Annotated in this window: 12 protein-coding genes and 1 tRNA gene; 8 read left to right on the top strand and 5 right to left on the bottom strand. The window is 65.6% G+C overall.

The genetic code is table 11. The features are described from left to right. Positions 1–7: 7 nt before the first annotated feature. Genes O7R11_RS07750 through O7R11_RS07740 form a run of 3 tightly spaced genes read left to right on the top strand, consistent with a single transcriptional unit; the run spans position 8 to position 2,871 of the window. Positions 8–247: a hypothetical protein gene (locus O7R11_RS07750; RefSeq protein ID WP_337996930.1), complete on the top strand. Its 240-nt coding sequence runs from the start codon at positions 8–10 to the stop codon at positions 245–247. A 3-nt stretch (positions 248–250) separates the two neighbouring features. Next, positions 251–2,395, top strand: a complete 2,145-nt coding sequence (locus O7R11_RS07745; protein ID WP_337996929.1) for an AAA family ATPase — start codon at positions 251–253, stop codon at positions 2,393–2,395. An 11-nt stretch (positions 2,396–2,406) separates the two neighbouring features. After that, positions 2,407–2,871 (top strand): hypothetical protein, encoded by a 465-nt coding sequence (locus tag O7R11_RS07740; RefSeq protein WP_337996928.1) that lies wholly within the window; start codon positions 2,407–2,409, stop codon positions 2,869–2,871. 32 nt (positions 2,872–2,903) lie between these two features. On the opposite strand, the gene O7R11_RS07735 is transcribed toward O7R11_RS07740, so the two are convergent. Beyond that, entirely contained in the window at positions 2,904–4,109 is a 1,206-nt protein-coding gene (locus O7R11_RS07735) for a cysteine desulfurase family protein (RefSeq protein ID WP_337996927.1), read from the bottom strand. Between the two features lie 120 nt (positions 4,110–4,229). On the opposite strand from O7R11_RS07735, the gene O7R11_RS07730 reads away from it, so the two are divergent. Genes O7R11_RS07730 through O7R11_RS07720 form a run of 3 tightly spaced genes read left to right on the top strand, consistent with a single transcriptional unit; the run spans position 4,230 to position 9,410 of the window. After that, positions 4,230–5,195, top strand: a complete 966-nt coding sequence (locus O7R11_RS07730) for a DUF4007 family protein (RefSeq protein WP_337996926.1) — start codon at positions 4,230–4,232, stop codon at positions 5,193–5,195. Beyond that, positions 5,192–8,584 carry a hypothetical protein gene (locus O7R11_RS07725; protein ID WP_337996925.1) on the top strand — a complete coding sequence of 1,131 codons (3,393 nt, stop codon included), beginning with the start codon at positions 5,192–5,194 and terminating at the stop codon, positions 8,582–8,584. Before O7R11_RS07730 ends, O7R11_RS07725 begins: the two co-directional genes overlap by 4 nt. Beyond that, positions 8,574–9,410 carry a phosphoadenosine phosphosulfate reductase domain-containing protein gene (locus O7R11_RS07720; protein ID WP_337996924.1) on the top strand — a complete coding sequence of 279 codons (837 nt, stop codon included), beginning with the start codon at positions 8,574–8,576 and terminating at the stop codon, positions 9,408–9,410. The genes O7R11_RS07725 and O7R11_RS07720 overlap by 11 nt, the downstream gene beginning before the upstream one ends. Before the next feature lie 527 nt (positions 9,411–9,937). Here the strand turns inward: O7R11_RS07720 and O7R11_RS07715 are convergent. From O7R11_RS07715 to O7R11_RS07700, 4 genes are all read right to left on the bottom strand, one after another. Then, positions 9,938–10,012: transfer RNA gene (locus O7R11_RS07715), tRNA-Gln, on the bottom strand. A gap of 69 nt (positions 10,013–10,081) precedes the next feature. After that, positions 10,082–11,020 carry a 4-(cytidine 5'-diphospho)-2-C-methyl-D-erythritol kinase gene (locus tag O7R11_RS07710; protein ID WP_337996923.1) on the bottom strand — a complete coding sequence of 313 codons (939 nt, stop codon included), beginning with the start codon at positions 11,018–11,020 and terminating at the stop codon, positions 10,082–10,084. Between the two features lie 19 nt (positions 11,021–11,039). Continuing rightward, on the bottom strand, positions 11,040–12,761 hold the full coding sequence (locus O7R11_RS07705; protein WP_337996922.1) for a tetratricopeptide repeat protein: 1,722 nt from the start codon (positions 12,759–12,761) through the stop codon (positions 11,040–11,042). A gap of 16 nt (positions 12,762–12,777) precedes the next feature. After that, on the bottom strand, positions 12,778–14,424 hold the full coding sequence (locus tag O7R11_RS07700) for an electron transfer flavoprotein-ubiquinone oxidoreductase (protein ID WP_337996921.1): 1,647 nt from the start codon (positions 14,422–14,424) through the stop codon (positions 12,778–12,780). 137 nt (positions 14,425–14,561) lie between these two features. Here O7R11_RS07700 and O7R11_RS07695 point away from each other — a divergent pair, with 137 nt between their 5' ends. Then, the gene (locus O7R11_RS07695; RefSeq protein WP_337996920.1) at positions 14,562–15,362 is read left to right on the top strand and encodes a uracil-DNA glycosylase; all 801 of its coding nucleotides are present in this window, start codon (positions 14,562–14,564) and stop codon (positions 15,360–15,362) included. Between the two features lie 103 nt (positions 15,363–15,465). Further along, positions 15,466–17,304 carry a lytic transglycosylase domain-containing protein gene (locus O7R11_RS07690; RefSeq protein WP_337996919.1) on the top strand — a complete coding sequence of 613 codons (1,839 nt, stop codon included), beginning with the start codon at positions 15,466–15,468 and terminating at the stop codon, positions 17,302–17,304.

Raw genomic sequence — 17,304 nt, 5'->3', positions numbered from 1 at the left:
AAAGGGAATGCCACTCAATGAGCGGAAGATCATTTCCATCATCCTTGAGCAATGCCAAAAGCTCGAAGAGCGATGCCCTGGCTACCAAGAGGAAATCATTGAGACGGTCTCCGAGATCCTTGAGGAAGAGCGTAAGCACAGCGTTCAGGGTACGAATATCCAGCAGAAAATCAACGACCGATGCAACACCGTCGGTCGCCTCCTGGCGCAGCACCGGGGCCAGATTCATGCGGATCAGGAGGCATAGCCGATGAAGCTGGTCCGCGCGGAATTCCAGAACTTCAGACTGCTCCGAGACCTGGAGATTAATTTTTCGACCGATTCTGAGCGCAGGCTCACTGTTATCCGCGCCGCCAATGAAACGGGAAAGACGACGATCCTGACCGCTCTACAATGGGCGCTCTACGGAGACGCGGCTCTGCCGGGACGTGGCGAGGATTACCGGCTACATCCGATCGATTGGAACATCGCGCAGGGGAAGCGCGTGCCAGTCACCGTCTCCGTCGAGTTCGAGGTCGCAAAGTACCACAAGGCAGCGAGTGGCCTGAAGGAAACGAGGCATCGGCGCCGACTTATCCGGTCCGCCTTCGAGGAGATTGACGGGTCCTCATGGCGTCGGTCCCCCTCCACCGTAAAACTTTTTGCCCTGGCCGATCACGGTACCGCGCCGCTTGCACCTCCGGAATCCTATATCAACGATGAGCTCCCGCCCGAACTGAGGGAGATATTCTTCACCGATGGCGACCGGGCCTTGAGCTTCATTGAAGCCGACGTGGCCCTCTCGACCAAGCGCGACCGCGTGCAAAAGGCCATCCGGTCGTTGCTTGGCCTGAGCGTGATCGAGAAGGCTATCGGGCACATCAACAGAACGGCGGCGGAAGTCAACAGGCTCGCCAAAAAGGCCGGCATGGGAGCCGACCTCGGCAGGATCGCCTCCCAGCTGGAGGAAATCAAAGAGGATATAGCCAAGCACAAGGCGGATAAGGAAGATGCCCGTCAGCAGTTCATGGCCTTCGACGAGCGTATCAACGAGATCGACAAGAAGATCGCCGCCGCGCTTCAGAAAGGCGACAAAGACAAACTTCGTCGAGACATGGAAGAGGCGAAAAAGGAAATCACCCGCATCGACGACCGCATCGTCGCCGCGAACAAGGACCATTCCGCGCTGTTCCGAAGCTTGGCTCTAGCGCGTGACCTGTTGGCACCGGTTCTCCAGAGCGCCTTCGATATCCTGGACAAGAAGCGTAACCGCCAGGATTTCCCGAAGATGGCCATCCCCGTCCTGGAGGACAGGCTCAACGCGGAGGTCTGTATCTGTGGCGCGTCCCTGGACTGTAACTCGGCGGATGGCAGCGCCCGCCGCAGCCATATCCACAAGCTTATCGAGGATAGCCGCAGTTCGGATGCCTTGCAGGCCATCGTGACGGACCTCTATTTCAGTTCTAAGCCGTTGCAGCCGCAGGTGGGAGGCGAGAGCTCCGGCTGGATCGCCGATTACACAAAGGTCGTCGAGAATCGCGACACGCTTCAAAACTTGCGAGAAGACGCGGGCAAGAGGTTCCGGGCTCTGGAATTGCAACTCGACGCCCTCCCGGACACCGATATTCAGGGGCTTCGCGAAACCTTGCGGAAATACAAAGACCAGAGGGATCGCTTCCTCTACAAGGAATCCTCCCTCGAAACCCAACTCGCCAATCTTAATCGCGACTGCGAGTTTCTCACGGCCGAGCGCGACCGGATGCTGCGCGAGCAGAAAAAGGGCACGCGCATCCTGTCCGAACTCGAGGTCACCCAGGACGTCATTCGGGTGTTGGATGGTGCCTACAAGCAGATCACCAACGAGGAGTTGGCGAAGGTCAGCGAGTTGATGAACCGGACTTTCCTGGAGATGATCGGTGCGGACCCCAAACAGGGGGCCATCATTCAGCGCGCGGAAATCAGTCCGGAATTCGACATCATCGTCTATGGCCCCAACGAACACACCCTGAATCCGGACCGCGACCTCAACGGCGCGTCCCGCCGTGCCCTGACGCTCGCTTTCATCTTGGCATTGACCAAGGTGAGCGATGTCGAGGCCCCTAACGTCATCGATACACCTCTCGGTATGATGAGCGGCTATGTGAAGCGGTCCGTGCTCCGCACCGCCATCCGCGAAAGTGCCCAACTCGTCCTCTTTCTGACCCATTCCGAGATCGCGGGATGCGAGGAACTTCTCGACGAGGCGGCGGGTGTCATCTTCACCCTGACCAATCCTGCCCATTACCCGAAGATGCTCATCAACGATCCCGGCGTGAGCGACCGAAAGGTTCTCCGCTGCGATTGCAACCACAAGCGGGAGTGCCAGGTTTGCCAGCGCCGGCAGGATGCCGACCTTGAACTCGATCTGACGTCATAGCGGGGCGTACCGTGGCCGACAAATACCAGAGCAACCCGTTTCAGGGCATTGATGTCAGCGTTCCCGAGGAATTCCGGGAAACCTTCCAGCGCTATTGCCAAACGGGCGGACGCGCCGTCATTGACCAAAGCCCCTTTCCGCGCATGGTTGATCTCTGGTTTCTCGCGATCTGCGTCGCCGCCAGGCTCGGCTTGAAGCCCGCCGCCTTGGCGAAGCTCGATACCTATAAGATCATCGAAGGGTCAATCATCGGCAGTGATCCCTGGCGGGTTCATGCCCTCATGCTGATCGCGGTCGCCCAAAGCAGCGAATTGGAGATTATTTCCGAACCCCGCCGAATGATGGCGTTGGCTAACGGCCTTGCTGTCGCGGGATTACCGAAAGTCGTAGAGATGCTCAAGGATGGCGACGGCAATCCTATTTGGAATATTTCAGAAGAAATAGAATCCCTGCTCCGAAAAAAAGTGGGTGCATAACAAGAAAGTTAGCCTGGCCTGCAGCATGCGTGTTAGAAAGTATTTCTGGGCATTACTTTATTCCCATCATCGTACTTATTTGCAGTTCCGACAATTACGGCGATTGCCTCGTCGATATCGCGGGAGGATGTGAACCGTCCGATCCCGAATCGAACCGAGGCATTGGTGTCCGCGATCGAGAGGCCAAGAGCGCGCAGGACGTGGGAAGGCTCGACACTCCCCGAGGCGCAGGCCGAGCCCGTCGATGCGGCGATTCTCGGCTGCATCATCGCCAGCAGCTCATATGCATCAAACCCGGCGAAACGGAGATTGGCGTTGCCGGGATGGCGTCCAACCAACCTAGGCCCGTTGAGGAGGACGCACGGAATCGCTCGGCGTAGGCGTTCGACGAATAGGTCGCGCAGCGTCGCGATGCGCTTGCGCTCGGCGTCGGCCTCGGCTCCGGCCATCAATCCCATCGCGACGGCGAACCCCACACAGAGCGGCACCGGCAGCGTTCCGGGCCGCAATCCCTGCTGCTGTCCGCCGCCATACATCAAGGGCTCGATCCGGTCGTGCAGATCGCGGCGCACATAAAGGCAGCCTATTCCCTTCGGGCCGTAGATTTTGTGGGCGGAGAAACTCGCCAGGTCGGCGTCCACTTCCGCCATATCGACGATACCTGCTGTCGGCGCATGGACCGCGTCCGTATGGAAAAGGGCCCCAACACCGTGGGCCGCGTCAGCAAGGGCTTTGACCGGTTGTAGGCTGCCGACCTCGTTGTTAACTGCCATCACCGACACCAGCAGCACGTCGTCGCCGAGCCGCTCCATCAGCTCTGCCGGATCGACGATGCCTTCGTCCGTCACCGGGAGAAAATCGACCTGAATGCCGACCCGTTCCGCTGCGCGAGCGGCAGCTAGAATCGACCTGTGCTCGATAGCACTGACAAGAATCCGCCGTCGCCCCGGCAACGCGCGACGCGCCAGCCCCAGAAGGGCCAGGTTGTTCGCCTCCGTTGCTCCTGATGTAAAGATAATCTCGTCGGCATCGACCTGAAGAACACCAGCGATCTTTGCCGATGCATCCTCAATAGCCTTATGCGCAGCCCATCCAAGGGCGTGATCTGTCGCATGGGGATTTGCGAACGAGACGGAATAATGCTCCCCCATCGCGGAGATTACACGCGAGTCCATGGGCGTAGACGCCTGATAGTCGAGATATATTTGTTGATTACAATCACCGTACCATTCGCGCATCGCGGCTCATCCCGAAAAAATCGCGGCCTCACGCCCCGCCCTGGAGAAATCTTCCAGGAGCGGTTGACGTTATCCCATATGGCTTATAATGTCGATCTGGTTGCTTCATCCAGGTGCCCTATGGTTCGAGGACCCCTCTACCGGGACGAGTACAGGCCCGCCTTTTCGGGCCATGAAACCTTCCCGCTCCGCTATGGCTGGCTCAAGAAGGCTTACGATGCCGTGGCCGCCGGTCAGAGTTTGCCCGACAGCCGCCAAATCTTTCGGAGCGACGAGGCCATTGCCCGCTTCGGTGTCGGCAAGAACATGGTCGCGTCTATACGGCATTGGGCTAATTGCTGCGGCATCATCGCCGAAGATTCCGCAGCGGGTCAGCTCACCACCACGGAAATAGGCGATTTCCTGTTCGGGGAAAACGGGGTCGATCCCTATCTTGAGTCGACCGCTTCCCTTTGGCATATTCATTGGCTTCTGTGCTGCGGCGATCCGGTGCGCCCGATCAAGACCACTTGGTTTTGGGTTTTCAATCATTTCACGAGTGTCAATTTCAAGCGCGACGATCTTGTCGAGGGGTTGATGCGCCTCAGCGAAAGCCGGGGTTGGAAGCGCGTGGCGCGGACCACGGTGCAGCGTGACGTCGAGTGCTTCGTCCGGATGTATGAAACGCGGCCTTCCGGGCTTCATGGTCCCATCGAAGAAAGCCTTGAATCGCCACTCGCCGAGCTCGGATTGGTGCGCGGACACAAGGGTCATTTTCATCTGGCGCGAGGAAGTAAGGCGACGCTGCCGGACGGCGTGTTCGCCGTCGCGCTCAACGATTTCTGGAACCGGCAGGGCTCGACGCGAACGCTATCTTTCGAGATGGTAGCGTACGAACCCGGCTCACCGGGTCGGGTTTTCCTTTTGGACGAACCTGATCTTGCCGACCACCTGTTCGGCCTTGAAGATGCGACCAAAGGGAACTTTCGCTGGTCCGAGACTGCCGGGCTCAAGCAGATGCTTCGCGACCATCCGCTCGATCCCACGGAGGCGCAGGACCTTCTTCGGGGCGACTATAAGGCCAGGCACGGACGAAAGGCGGCATGATGAGCTTGATCGACCGTGTTCATGTCACCCGTCGTTTCCAGCGTTCTATCCGGATCGACACCGACCTCGGCGACCCGAAAGCCCTTGAGGGGTTCATATGTCCGCGATCATCGGCCGACGTTCTGATGACCATGGCCCGCCATGTCGGCGAAACCGGCCACGCTGCATTTACGTGGACCGGCCCCTATGGCAGCGGCAAGTCGAGCTTGGTGGTTGCTCTCAGCGCCGCCCTTAACGGCGATGCCGCCTTGAGAAAGGAAGCCGTCGCGACCATCGGCAAAGATGTCGTCGAAACGCTTTGGGCGGCCTTGCCGCCCAAAGCCAAAGGGTGGCGAATTCTTCCCGTCGTCGGCCAACGGGCAGAGCCTTCGGAGGTCATCGGCACGGCGCTTGCCGCTAGCCACCACATCCCCAGGAGCGCCGTAGGTCCATGGACCGACGACAAGGTGATCGCTGTCGTCGAGAAGCTCTCAGCCGAAAATCCGGACCAGCATGGCGGCGTGGTCCTCTTCCTCGATGAAATGGGCAAGTTTCTTGAAGGTGCCGCCCAAGCTGGCCACGACATTTTCCTCTTTCAACGCCTCGCGGAATCTGCCGCGCGGAGCAAAGGACGCCTGATTGTTGTCGGCATTCTTCACCAGGGCTTTGACGAGTACGCAACCCGCGTTTCACGGGATTTGCGGGACGAGTGGGCAAAAGTCCAGGGGCGCTTCATTGATTTGGTCGTGAACACGGCCGGCGACGAGCAACTCGACCTGCTCACGCGCGCGATTCACTCCGACCACCACTCGAAGCAGCCGTCGCAGGCCAGTTTGAGCGCCGCTGAAGCGGTTCGATCGGGCCGCCCCGGTGCCGCAGCCGACATCGCCATAACGCTCGAACGGTGCTGGCCGCTCCATCCCATCGTCGCCTGCATGCTTGGTCCCATTTCGCGGCGGCGGTTCGGGCAGAACCAGCGCAGCCTCTTCGGGTTCCTCAATTCGGCGGAGCCGTTCGGCTTCCAAGATTTTTTGCGCAACGCGGACGACGGCGACGTTTTCGCGCCGGATCGCCTTTGGGATTATCTGCGAACCAACCTTGAACCGGCAATCCTCGCCTCGCCCGACGGCCACCGCTGGTCAATGGCCGTCGAAGTGATCGAACGCGGCGAAACAATCGGCGCGTCCGGTGTTCACGTCCGGATTCTCAAGACTATCGCGCTCCTCGACCTGTTCCGCGAGCGCTCGGGGCTAGCCGCAACACCGAAGGTGCTTGCGACCTGTGCGGGAGACGGGCCGACCGCCGCCGACAAAGCCCTTGACGATCTTCAACGATGGTCGTTGATCGTCTATCGCAAACACCTCGACGCCTACGCCATCTATGCCGGAAGCGATTTTGACATTGATCAGGCGCTTTCCGAGGAGCTTTCCACCATCCCGGCTGTCAATTTTCGCGAGTTGAGAACGCTGGCAGGCTTGCAGCCGCTTCTTGCCAAGCGACATTACCACGCGACCGGCGCCTTCCGATGGTTCGATGTCGATTTTGTCCCTTTGGCGGAACTGTCCGACCGCATCGCAGTTGATGCCGGGAACGACGGCGCGACCGGACGGTTCCTTCTGGTCATTCCGACCGCCAACGAGACCAAATCGAAAGCCGCGCAGATGTGCCTCGAGGCGGCCGAAGCCGCCGAGGGCGAGGTGGTCATCGGTCTTTCCTCGGCATCTTGGCAGGTCATCCAGTTCGCCCGTGAATTCCTTGCCATGAGCAAGATCGTCGAGGAGCGAACGGAACTCCGCAGCGATCCCGTTGCCCGGCGCGAGGTATCAGCCCGCCTTGCCGATATCCGCGCCCGGCTGGAATCGGACCTCGGAAAGATGTTCGAAACTGCGGATTGGTATCGGCGTGGCACCTATCCCGTCCGCTATTCCTATTCGGAACTGAACGGCCTTGCGTCCGATATCGCGGATGCGCGGTATGCCTTGGCGCCGAGGCTTCCGAACGAACTGGTAAACCGGCAATCGCCATCGTCGAATGCCGTCGCGGCCCAAAAAGCGTTGCTCAAGCTGATGGTCGAGCGCGAAGGAGAGGAGCGCCTCGGGATCAACGGTTACCCGGCCGAGGGAGGACTGTTCGACTCCATCCTTTTGAAGGCGGGGCTGTACGGGCTCGCGTCCGATAAATGGCGTTTCATCGCGCCTACGGAAGCCAACGACCCGTGCGGATTGCTCCCAGCATGGACAATGGCCGTCACTTTCCTCGAAAGCAATGCGCGACGTACGGTCGGCATGGCCGAACTGTTCGCGCTCTGGAGCCGACCGCCTTACGGGATCAAACAGGGGCTTTTGCCGATCCTGGGTGTTGCCCTTCTTCTCGCCCGGCGGGATCGGCTCGCGATCTACCGCGACGGTTTTTTTCAGGCGCGCTTTTCGGATATCGATGTCGATTATCTCGCGACGGATGCCGCGTCGATCCAGGTCCGCTGGATGGAGTTGTCCGTTTTGTCGCGTCGCACCCTGTCCGATCTCGCCGCGATCGTGCGCGAGATCGATGGAAAAAATCGCCTCGTGCATCTTGAGCCGATCAATGTCGCGCGCGGCCTTGTCGGCATTCACGAACGCTTGCAGCCCTGGACCAAGCGCACGGCACGCCTATCGGCCAATGCCGTTCAGGTCCGTTCACTCTTCAAGCAGGCGTCGGACCCGAACAAATTTCTCTTCGACGATATCCCGAGCGTCTTCGGCAGCGGCGCCGATCGACCGGACGCCGAGATCGACACAGTGATCATGCGGATTCGCGACGGCCTTCAGGAGTTGACCAAAGCCTACGCGGACATGCTTGCCCGCCTGCAAGAGATGATGCTCGCCGAGCTGGGGGTTCCGAACTCGTCCTCCCAGGCGCTCACCGAGTTGCGTTCAAGGGCGAAGAACATTCAGCAGTTAACAGGGGACTTCAGGCTCAACGCCTTCGTCGGTCGTCTCGCCACCTTCGCAGGAGGCGACAAGGGCATGGAGGAGATCGCGAGTCTCGCCGCCAACAAGCCGCCGCGAGATTGGGTGGATGCCGACCTCGATCAGGCCGGCATCGAGATTTCCGACCTAGCGCAGAAGTTCATTCGTGCCGAAGCCTTCGCACGAGTGAAGGGGCGGCCCGACAAGCGGCTTGCGATGGCCGTTGTCGTCGGACGGGAGGGCCGCCCAACCCCGGTTTCCGGCGAGTTCGCCATAACGGATGCTGATCGCGCGGCGGTCAATGACCTGATCGGTCGCGTGGAGTACGCGCTTGCCGGCACCGATACGCGGCGGCGCAACGTCATCCTTGCGGCTCTAGCCGAAATGAGTGCCCGGTATCTGGGCGAAGGCGAGACGGCGTGCGAGAATCCTTCCTGCAAGGCGTCGTGCCATGCTGAATAATATGAAACACGTCCTTGGTCTGTCTGGCGGAAAGGATAGTGCGGCCCTAGCCGTATACATGCGCCAGAATTACCCCGACCTCGATATCGAGTATTTCTTCACCGACACAGGCAAAGAACTGCCGGAAGTTTATGAGTTTCTAGGCAAGCTTGAAGGCTTTCTAGGCAAGGCGATTCTGCGGCTCAACCCGGACCGCGACTTTGACTTCTGGCTGAAGCGTTACAATGATTTCCTGCCTTCGCCACAGACCCGCTGGTGTACGCGGCAGCTCAAGCTTCGTCCCTTTGAAGCTTGGTTGAAGCCACTCTTGCAGGCCGGGCAGCAGATCGTCAGCTATGTAGCGATCCGGGCCGACGAGGAATATCGGGAGGGCTACACGGCGACGCAAAAAGGGCTAACTATCCGGCTCCCATTCAAGGAGGCTGGAATCGACAAGGCGGGTGTGCTGGAGATTCTCGAAGCGTCCGGCCTGGGGCTCCCCAGATACTATGCCTGGCGGTCTCGCTCGGGCTGCACCTTCTGCTTCTTCCAGCAGAAGATCGAATGGGTGCGGTTGCTCGAACAGCATCCCGAGGCATTCGAGGAGGCCAAGAGCTACGAGAAAACCGCGTTGAGCCATGGCTCTCCCTTCACCTGGAGTCTGGGCGAGTCATTGGAGGAATTGGCACAGCCGGAGCGTATCGCAGCGATCCGCGTCGATCACGAACGCCGGGTAGTTCGAATGCGCTCCAGGAAGCAGCCCAATCCGCTGAGACCGCAGCCCGAGCCGCTTGATATCGACGAACTGTACGGCAAGACGAAAGTCTGCCTCGCTTGCCATAAGTAAGCGGCCAGCTTCCGCTTATTCGACACATTCCGCCTGCACCTGCTGAAGCTGGGGGCCCGGATCATCAAAACCGCCGCCCGCGTTCGCATCGCCTTCGCCGCAGCGTGCCCCGACGCCACATCATCTGCCATGTCACCATCGCCCTGATGCCAATCGGCCGGTGATCGCTGGGATATTCATCGCCCCCAACCACCCCGCCCGTCCGCAACCTCAAACCCGAAGCCCCCACGCTGAACCCTGTTCCGGCGGGATGCCCTTTACCCACACCCTCTCGCAGGCAGACATCCCAGCTCCTTCGTGAATAAGACGGGCTAACAGCTCCGGCAAAGTTCCGACAGCCGATGATAGCGGAACGCAGAAACAGTCCGACTCCAATTTTTCGTCCGCGTGTGGAATATCGCATTTTCAGATGGTTAACGAATCCGCAGTCTCATCGTTAAGTGCGGATTCCCATCCTTAGCTACCGAGTCTCATCGTTAGCTACTTCCGACAGTTGCGGAGAAGCGTAGCGCGGGTGGGGTGAGGATTGGCTGGGGCGGCAGGATTCGAACCTGCGTATGGCGGTACCAAAAACCGCTGCCTTACCGCTTGGCGACGCCCCAGCAGACCCGCGGAACGCGGGGAAAAAGGGAGCCTCTTGTACGCTACTTCGCGCGGGGAGACAAGGCCCCTCAGGCCGCGGGCGGCTCCGCCCCGGCGAGGCGCACCGCGGGGGGCGACTCCAGCAGGCGGGCGGCGCGCACCCACCAGGTGGGGTGCGTCGCCTGCATCACCTCCGCCGCCGCGGCGGCCACGTCAGCGTTCTCGAACAGGCCGAAGCAGGTGGCCCCCGAGCCCGACATCCGCGCGAGCAGGCAGTCGGGCCGCGCCGACAGCGCGGCGAGCACCTCGGCGATTTCCGGCACCTGCTTCAGCGCCGCCTCGGTCAGGTCGTTGCGCCGCTTCATCAGGCTGGCGGCGAGCGCCGCGGCGTGCGGCGGGGCGAGCCATGGCGGCGGCGGCGTGCCGGGGCCGCCCCACTCGCGGAACACCCGCGCGGTGGGCAAGGGCACGCCGGGGTTGACCAGCACCACCGCGGCGGCGGGGAGCGGCGGCACCGGGCGCACCTCCTCGCCGATGGAGAAGATCTCGGCGGCGACGCCGCGCAGGCACGCCGGAACGTCGGCGCCGAGAGAGGCGGCAAGCTCGGCCAGTCCCTCCGGCTCCGCCCCCCAGAAGCGGGTGAGCACGCGCAGCGTCGCCGCCGCATCCGCCGAGCCGCCGCCGATGCCGGAAGCCACCGGCAGGCGCTTCACCAGGGTGAGCGCCACCGCGGGCTCGCGCCCGAGCAGGGCGGCGAGGCCGCGCGCGGCGCGGACGCAGAGGTTGGCCTCCATATCCTCGCCGAGCGCCGCGGCCATCGGCCCGGTGGCGGCGAAGCCGAACGCCGCCGCCGGGGCGGCGTGCACGGTGTCGGCGAGGTCGGCGAAGGCGACCAGGCTGGCGAGGTCGTGGTAGCCGTCGGGCCGCCGCGCCAGCACGTGGAGATAGAGGTTGAGCTTGGCCGGGGCCTCGGTCTCGAAGGCCTGGCCGGGGGAGTGCGCGCGCGGAGGGGGAGGAGGATAGGTCATCGCGAGGGCCGGTCCGTCTTCAGGGTTGCAGCGTCGGCGGCAGGCCGTTCGCGAGCTTGCCGCGCAGTTCCTCGGCCTGCTTGTCTTCGGGGTCGAGGGTGAGCGCGCGCTGCCACTGGTAGCGCGCCTCCAGCCGCCGCCCGACCCGCCAGTAGGCGTCGCCCAGGTGGTCGTTGATCGTCGGGTCGTCGGCCACCAGCACCACCGCCTGCTCCAGGTGCTTCACCGCCGCGGCGTAGTTGCCGCGCTGGTAGTGCGCCCAGCCCAGGCTATCGACGATGTAGCCGTCGCGCGGCCGCTGCGCCACCGCCTTCTCGATCATCTGCTGCGCCTCGTCGAGGTGCATGCCCTTGTCGAGCCAGGAATAGCCGAGGTAGTTGAGCACCAGCGGCTGCTCCGGCTCGAGCTTCAGCGCGGCGAGGAAGTCGGCCTCGGCGCGCGGCCATTGGTTGGAGCGTTCGAGCGAGATGCCGCGGGTGTAGAACAGCACCCAGTGACGCTTGTCGAGCTTCGGGATGCGGGTCATCGCGCCGTCGTAGGCGGCGACCGCCTCGGCATAGCGCGACTGGCCGCGGTAGAGATCGCCGAGTTCGATCAGGGGTTCCGGCCGCGCCGGAAAGGCCGCGGCGAGGCCGGTGAGTTCGCGCGCCGCCTCGTCCCGGCGCTCCATGCGCTCCAGGTTCTTGGCGATGCGCAGGCGCACCGAATAGGCGACCACGGAGTCCGCGGCGATCGCCGCATAGGCGGCATTGGCGCGCGCGTAGTCTTCGTGCCCCTCGAACAGCTCGCCCACCAGCACCCGCGCCAGGTCGAGACCGGGGTCGAGGCGCAGCGCAAGCTGCCCCAGCGCCAGGGTGACCTCCCAGGTGTCGGTGTTGGTGAGCGAGGAGGAGACGCTGAAGAACGCCTCGCCCATGCCCGCCGCCGCGTTCGGGGCCACTCGCTCCGCCGCCTTCTTCTCCACCAGGCGGAGGCGCAGCGCCTCGGTGAGCGCCGCCTCGCCGTGTTCGGCGGCGTAGGCCGCCAGCAGCGCCGCGGTGCGCGCCGGCTTGCCGGTGCGGTTGAAGAATCGGCCCGCCGCCTGCAATGCGTGGATGGAGCGGCCGCCCTCGCCCGCCAGGGTCTTTTCGTAGAAGCCTTCCGCCTGCGCGTCGCGCCCGGCGAGGTCGCAGATCAGCGCGGCGTGGAAATCGTGCACCGGCAGGAACGCCTTTTTCGCGGCGAGCGGCGCAAGGCGCGCGAGCGCGCCGCCGGCATCGCCCCGGCCCGCCGCCACCCAGGCCTTCAGGAGCGGGCCGAGCAGGGCGTTGAGGTTGTTTTCCGGAATCGCCGCGAGCCGCGCGTCCGCCGCCGCCCAGTCGCCGCCGCGCGCCGCCTCCGCCGCCAGAACGTAGCCCGCCATGATGTCGCCGGGCTTGGCCGCGGCGATGGCGCGCGCCGCCGACGCCGCGGCGTCGAAGCGGCCGTCGGCGGTGGCGTAGACCAGCGAAAGGCGCAGCACCTCGAGATTGCCGGGATCGCTTTCCAGGGTGCGCGACAGATGGTCCGAGGCGCCGCCCACGTCGTCGCGCAGGCGCGCCGCGTGCGCCGCCAGGTACGCGCCGAAACCGCCGCTTCCGGACTCCGCCGCCGCGGGAACGGAGACGGAATCCTTCGCGCCGCTGTCGGCCGCCGCGCAGCCCGCGAGGATCAGCGCGCCGCCGAAGGCCAGTCCCCGCCACAGACGCACATGTTTCGCCATCGCCGTCCGCACCGCCTCACATGTTGGGATAATTCGGGCCGCTGCCGCCTTCCGGCACCGTCCAGCGGATGTTGCGGCGGGGGTCCTTGATGTCGCAGGTTTTGCAGTGCACGCAGTTGGAGGCGTTGATGCGCAGGCGCGGCGTTTCGCCGCGGTCGAACTCGTAGACGCCGACCGGGCAATAGCGCTCCTCCGGACCGTCGAAAACCGCCAGGTTGTGGGCAACGGGAACCTCCTGATCGGCCAGGCGCAGATGCACCGGCTGCGCCTCGTCGTGGGTGGTGTTGGCGAGGTAGACCGACGACGCGCGGTCGAAGGTGAGCACCCCGTCGGGTTTCGGATAGGCGATGGGGCGCGCCTTTCGCGCCGGGATCAGGCATTCGTTGTCGGCATGGTGGCCGAGCGTCCAGGGCGCCATCCCCCGCAAGACATAGGCATCGAGCGCGGCATACGCCATGCCGCCCCACAACCCCCAGCGGAACGCCGGGCGGATGTTGCGCACCGCCTTCAGCTCCGCGGCGATCCAGGAGTCCTCCACCAGCATCGGATAGCGCTCCGGCGTCACGCCGCGCGCATCCTCCGGCGCGGCGGCGAGCGCGGCGAACGCCGCGTCGGCGGCGAGGATGCCGCTCATCATCGCGGTGTGGGTGCCCTTCACCTTCGGCACGTTGACGAAGCCCGCGCAGTCGCCGATCAGCGCGCCGCCGGGGAAGGTGAGCTTCGGCAGCGCCTGCCAGCCGCCCTCGGCGAGCGCCCGCGCGCCGAAGCCGACGCGCTTGCCGCCCTCCAGCATGCCGCGGATCGCCGGGTGGGTCTTGAAGCGCTGGAATTCCTCGAACGGCGAAAGGTAGGGATTGCGGTAGTCCAGGCCGACGACGAAGCCGATCGCCACCTGCCCGGCCTCCGCATGATAGACGAAGGAGCCGCCGTAGACGTCGGCGGAAAGCGGCCAGCCGACGCTGTGCACCACCAGGCCCGGCTTGTGGCGCGCCGGGTCGATGTCCCACAGTTCCTTGACGCCGAGGCCGTAGGTCTGCGGCTGCCTGCCCGCATCCAGGCGGTAGCGGGCGATCAGCTCCTCCGCCAGGGAGCCGCGGCAGCCCTCCGCCACCAGGGTGACGCGGGCGCGCAGGTTCGCCCCGGGCTGGAAGCTCGGCCCCGGCTGCCCATCGGCCAAAAGCCCCATGTCGCCGGTGGCGACGCCGACGACGCGGCCGTCCTCGACCAGCGGCGCGGCGGCGGCGAATCCGGGGAAGACGTCGGCCCCCAGTTCCTCCGCCTGCTGCGCCAGCCAGCGGCAGAGATTGCCGAGGCTCGCCACGGTGTTGCCCGCGTTGTGCATCGTCGGCGGCGTCGGCAGGGGCAGCGCGCGGGTTTCGGTGAGGAAGAGGAAGCGGTCCTCGGAGACCGGCGTGCCCACCGGCGCGCCCCTGGCTTTCCAGTCCGGGATCAGCTCGTCCAGCGCCCGGGTCTCGATCACCGCGCCGGAAAGGATGTGCGCGCCGATCTCCGAACCCTTCTCGACGACGCAGACGGAAAGCGCGCGCCCCGCCGCGGCAGCCTTCTGCCGCAGGCGGATCGCCGCGGCCAGGCCCGCCGGGCCGCCGCCGACGACCAGCACGTCGAACTCCATCTCCTCGCGTTCGGTGTCCGCACCACCCATCCCGGCAACGTCCTTGCAAAAACAAACCCCTGCGCCCGTCGGGCGCGGCGGACCGCAGTTATAGCACAGACGCGCGCGCCTGCCAGCGGGCCGTCACGCGCTGGCAGCCGCCAAGTCCGCATGCTAGCATGCGGCCCATGACAGAGTCCCGCACGCCCGAACCCGCCGCCGCCGCGCCTTTCGACGCGGCCGCGGTGCTGCGCTGGTATGCCGCCGCCGGGGTGGACATCGCGGTGGGCGAGGACCCGGTGGACCGCACCGCGCCGCCGCCCGCGCCGCCGCCGCCGCAGCCGCGCCTGCGCGAAGAGCCCGCTGCCGCGCCCGCCGCGCCGCGCCGCGCAACCGCCCTGCCGCCGGAGGGGGCCGCGACGCTGGAAGAGCTGCGCGCCCGGCTGGAGGCGTTCGACGCCTGCCTGTTGCGCCGCACCGCCACCCGCACGGTGTTCGGCACCGGCCCGGCGGACGCCCGCCTGATGGTGATCGGCGAGGCCCCGGGGGCGGACGAGGACCGCTCCGGCATACCCTTCGTCGGCCGTGCGGGCCAATTGCTGGACAAGATGCTCGCCTCCATCGGCTGGCCGCGCGAGGCGGTCTACATCACCAACGTCGTGCCGTGGCGTCCGCCCGGCAACCGCAACCCGACGCCGGAGGAGATCGCCCTCTGCCTGCCCTTCGTGCTGCGCGCCATCGACCTCGTCGCGCCCCGGGCGATCCTGCTGCTCGGCGGCTCCGCCGCCGCCGCGCTGCTCGACAGCCACGACGGCATCACCCGCCTGCGCGGCCGCTGGCACGGCCTTTCCCGCCCCGGGGGCGAGATCGCCGCCCTGCCCACCTTCCACCCCGCCTTCCTGCTGCGCAACCCGTCGAGCAAGGCGGCGGTGTGGCGCGACCTCCTCGGCCTCAAGGCACGCATCGGCGCCGCAGCCGAACCGCGATAGTGATCGCCGTCACACCCCGGCGCTTGCGCCGGGGGGCGCGGGCCGGTACTCTCGCAGACGAGCCGACGCATCCGCTTTCCGACCCAAGAGGGGGACCCTTGAGTTGACGCCCACCAAGATGCGCCTGAGCCGGCGCGTCCGCGTGCTGGCCGGAACCATCGCCCTCGCCTTCTCCCTCGTTCCGGGTGCGGGACGGGCCGCCGATTCTCCTTCGGGTTTCGCCGCGCCGTCCTCCGAACTCGCCGACGAGCCGCTCGACGGCGGGCTGGGGGCCGCCGACGCCGCGCTCTACCGCCGCATCTTTACGTTGCAGCGCGGCGGACACTGGCGCGACGCCGACGCCCTGATCGAACGCCTCTCCGACGACGTGCTGCTCGGCGCCGTGCTGGCGCAGCGCTATCTCCACCCCACCCGCTACACCAGCTCCGGCGAGGAACTGCGGCAGTGGCTGGAATCCTATGCCGACCACCCCGACGCCGCGGCGATCCACCGCCTGGCGAAGGCGCGCTCCCCCCGCGCCACCCCGGTGCCCGAGGCCGAGGACGCGCGCAGCCTGCGCGGCCGCGGCGGCATCGACGGCGGCGAGCTGTGGCTGCGCGGCCTCTCGCTCTCCCGCCTCTCCCGCCACGACGCCGACGCCGCCAACGGCCTCGCCCGCAAGTTCCGCCGCGCCCTGCGCGCCGGGGCGACGCTCACCGCCAAGCGCATCCTCACCGACACGCCGCTGCCCCGCCTGCTCACCCACACCGACTACGACCGCCTGCGCGGCGCGCTCGGCTTCTCCTATTTCCTCGACGGCCAGGACGACCTCGCCCGCGCCTGGGCCGAACCCGCCGCCGCCCGCTCCGCGGCGCGCGCCCCCCAGGCGGCGTGGACCGCAGGCCTCGCCAACTGGCGGGAAAAGCGCTTCGCCGCGGCGGAAGGCTTTTTCGGCATCGTCGCCGAGTCCGCCTCCGCCGACCCGTGGATGCAGGCCGCGGGCGGCGTGTGGGCGGCGCGCGCCGCGCTGCACGCCCGCAGGCCGCAGGCGGTCAACGCCTGGCTCTCGCTCGCCGCCGACCACGGGCGCACCTTCTACGGCCTGATCGCGCGGCGCTCCCTCGGCCTGCCCATCGGCTTCGGCTGGGATGCGGAGACGATGTCCCGCGCCGACCGCGACACCGTGGCGCAGTACGACGGCGGCCGCCGCGCGCTGGCGCTGATGCAGGTGGGCGAGGACGCCTACGCCGAGGCGGAACTGCGCCGCCTCTTCCCCGCCGTCGATCCGCCGACGCAGCAGGCGATCGTCGCCGTCGCCGGGGCCGGGGGGCTCGCCGGGCTGTCGATCCGCCTCTCCGCCGAGATGCAGCGCCGCGAGGGGGTGATCTACGACAACGCCCGCTACCCGGTGCCCAACTGGACCCCCGACGGCGGCTGGACCCTCGACCGCGCCCTGGTCTACGCCTTCGCGCGGCAGGAATCCGGCTTCGACCCCAACGCCAAAAGCCACGCCGGGGCGCGCGGCCTGATGCAGCTGATGCCCGCCACCGCGCGCTTCATCTCGCGCGAGGCGCGCAACCGCGACATCCTCTTCGACCCCGGGATCAACCTGGCGCTCGGCCAGCGCTACCTCAACCACCTGCTCGCCGAGCCCTATATCGGCGGCAACCTGTTCTTCCTCGCGGTCGCCTACAACGGCGGGCCGGGCAACCTCGCCGCGTGGAGCCGCAAGGCCAAGGCGGGCGACGACCCGCTGCTGTTCATCGAATCCCTCGCCTCCCGCGAGACCCGGCACTTCATCGAGCGGATCATGGCCAACCTCTGGATCTACCGCCTGCGGCTGAACCAGGACACCCCGTCCCTGGACGCCGTGGCCTCGGGCCGCTGGCCGGTCTATACTTCGCTCGACCGCCTGGAGGCGCGCCTCGCGGCGCGGCCCGACGGGCCCTTCCTGAACCGCTGA

The sequence above is a fragment of the Oleispirillum naphthae genome (assembly GCA_027864655.1).
Classification (GTDB): Bacteria; Pseudomonadota; Alphaproteobacteria; order Rhodospirillales; family Rhodospirillaceae; genus Oleispirillum; species Oleispirillum naphthae.
Note: the sequence above shows the minus strand (reverse complement) of the source record. Positions and strands in the feature narration are given on the sequence as shown.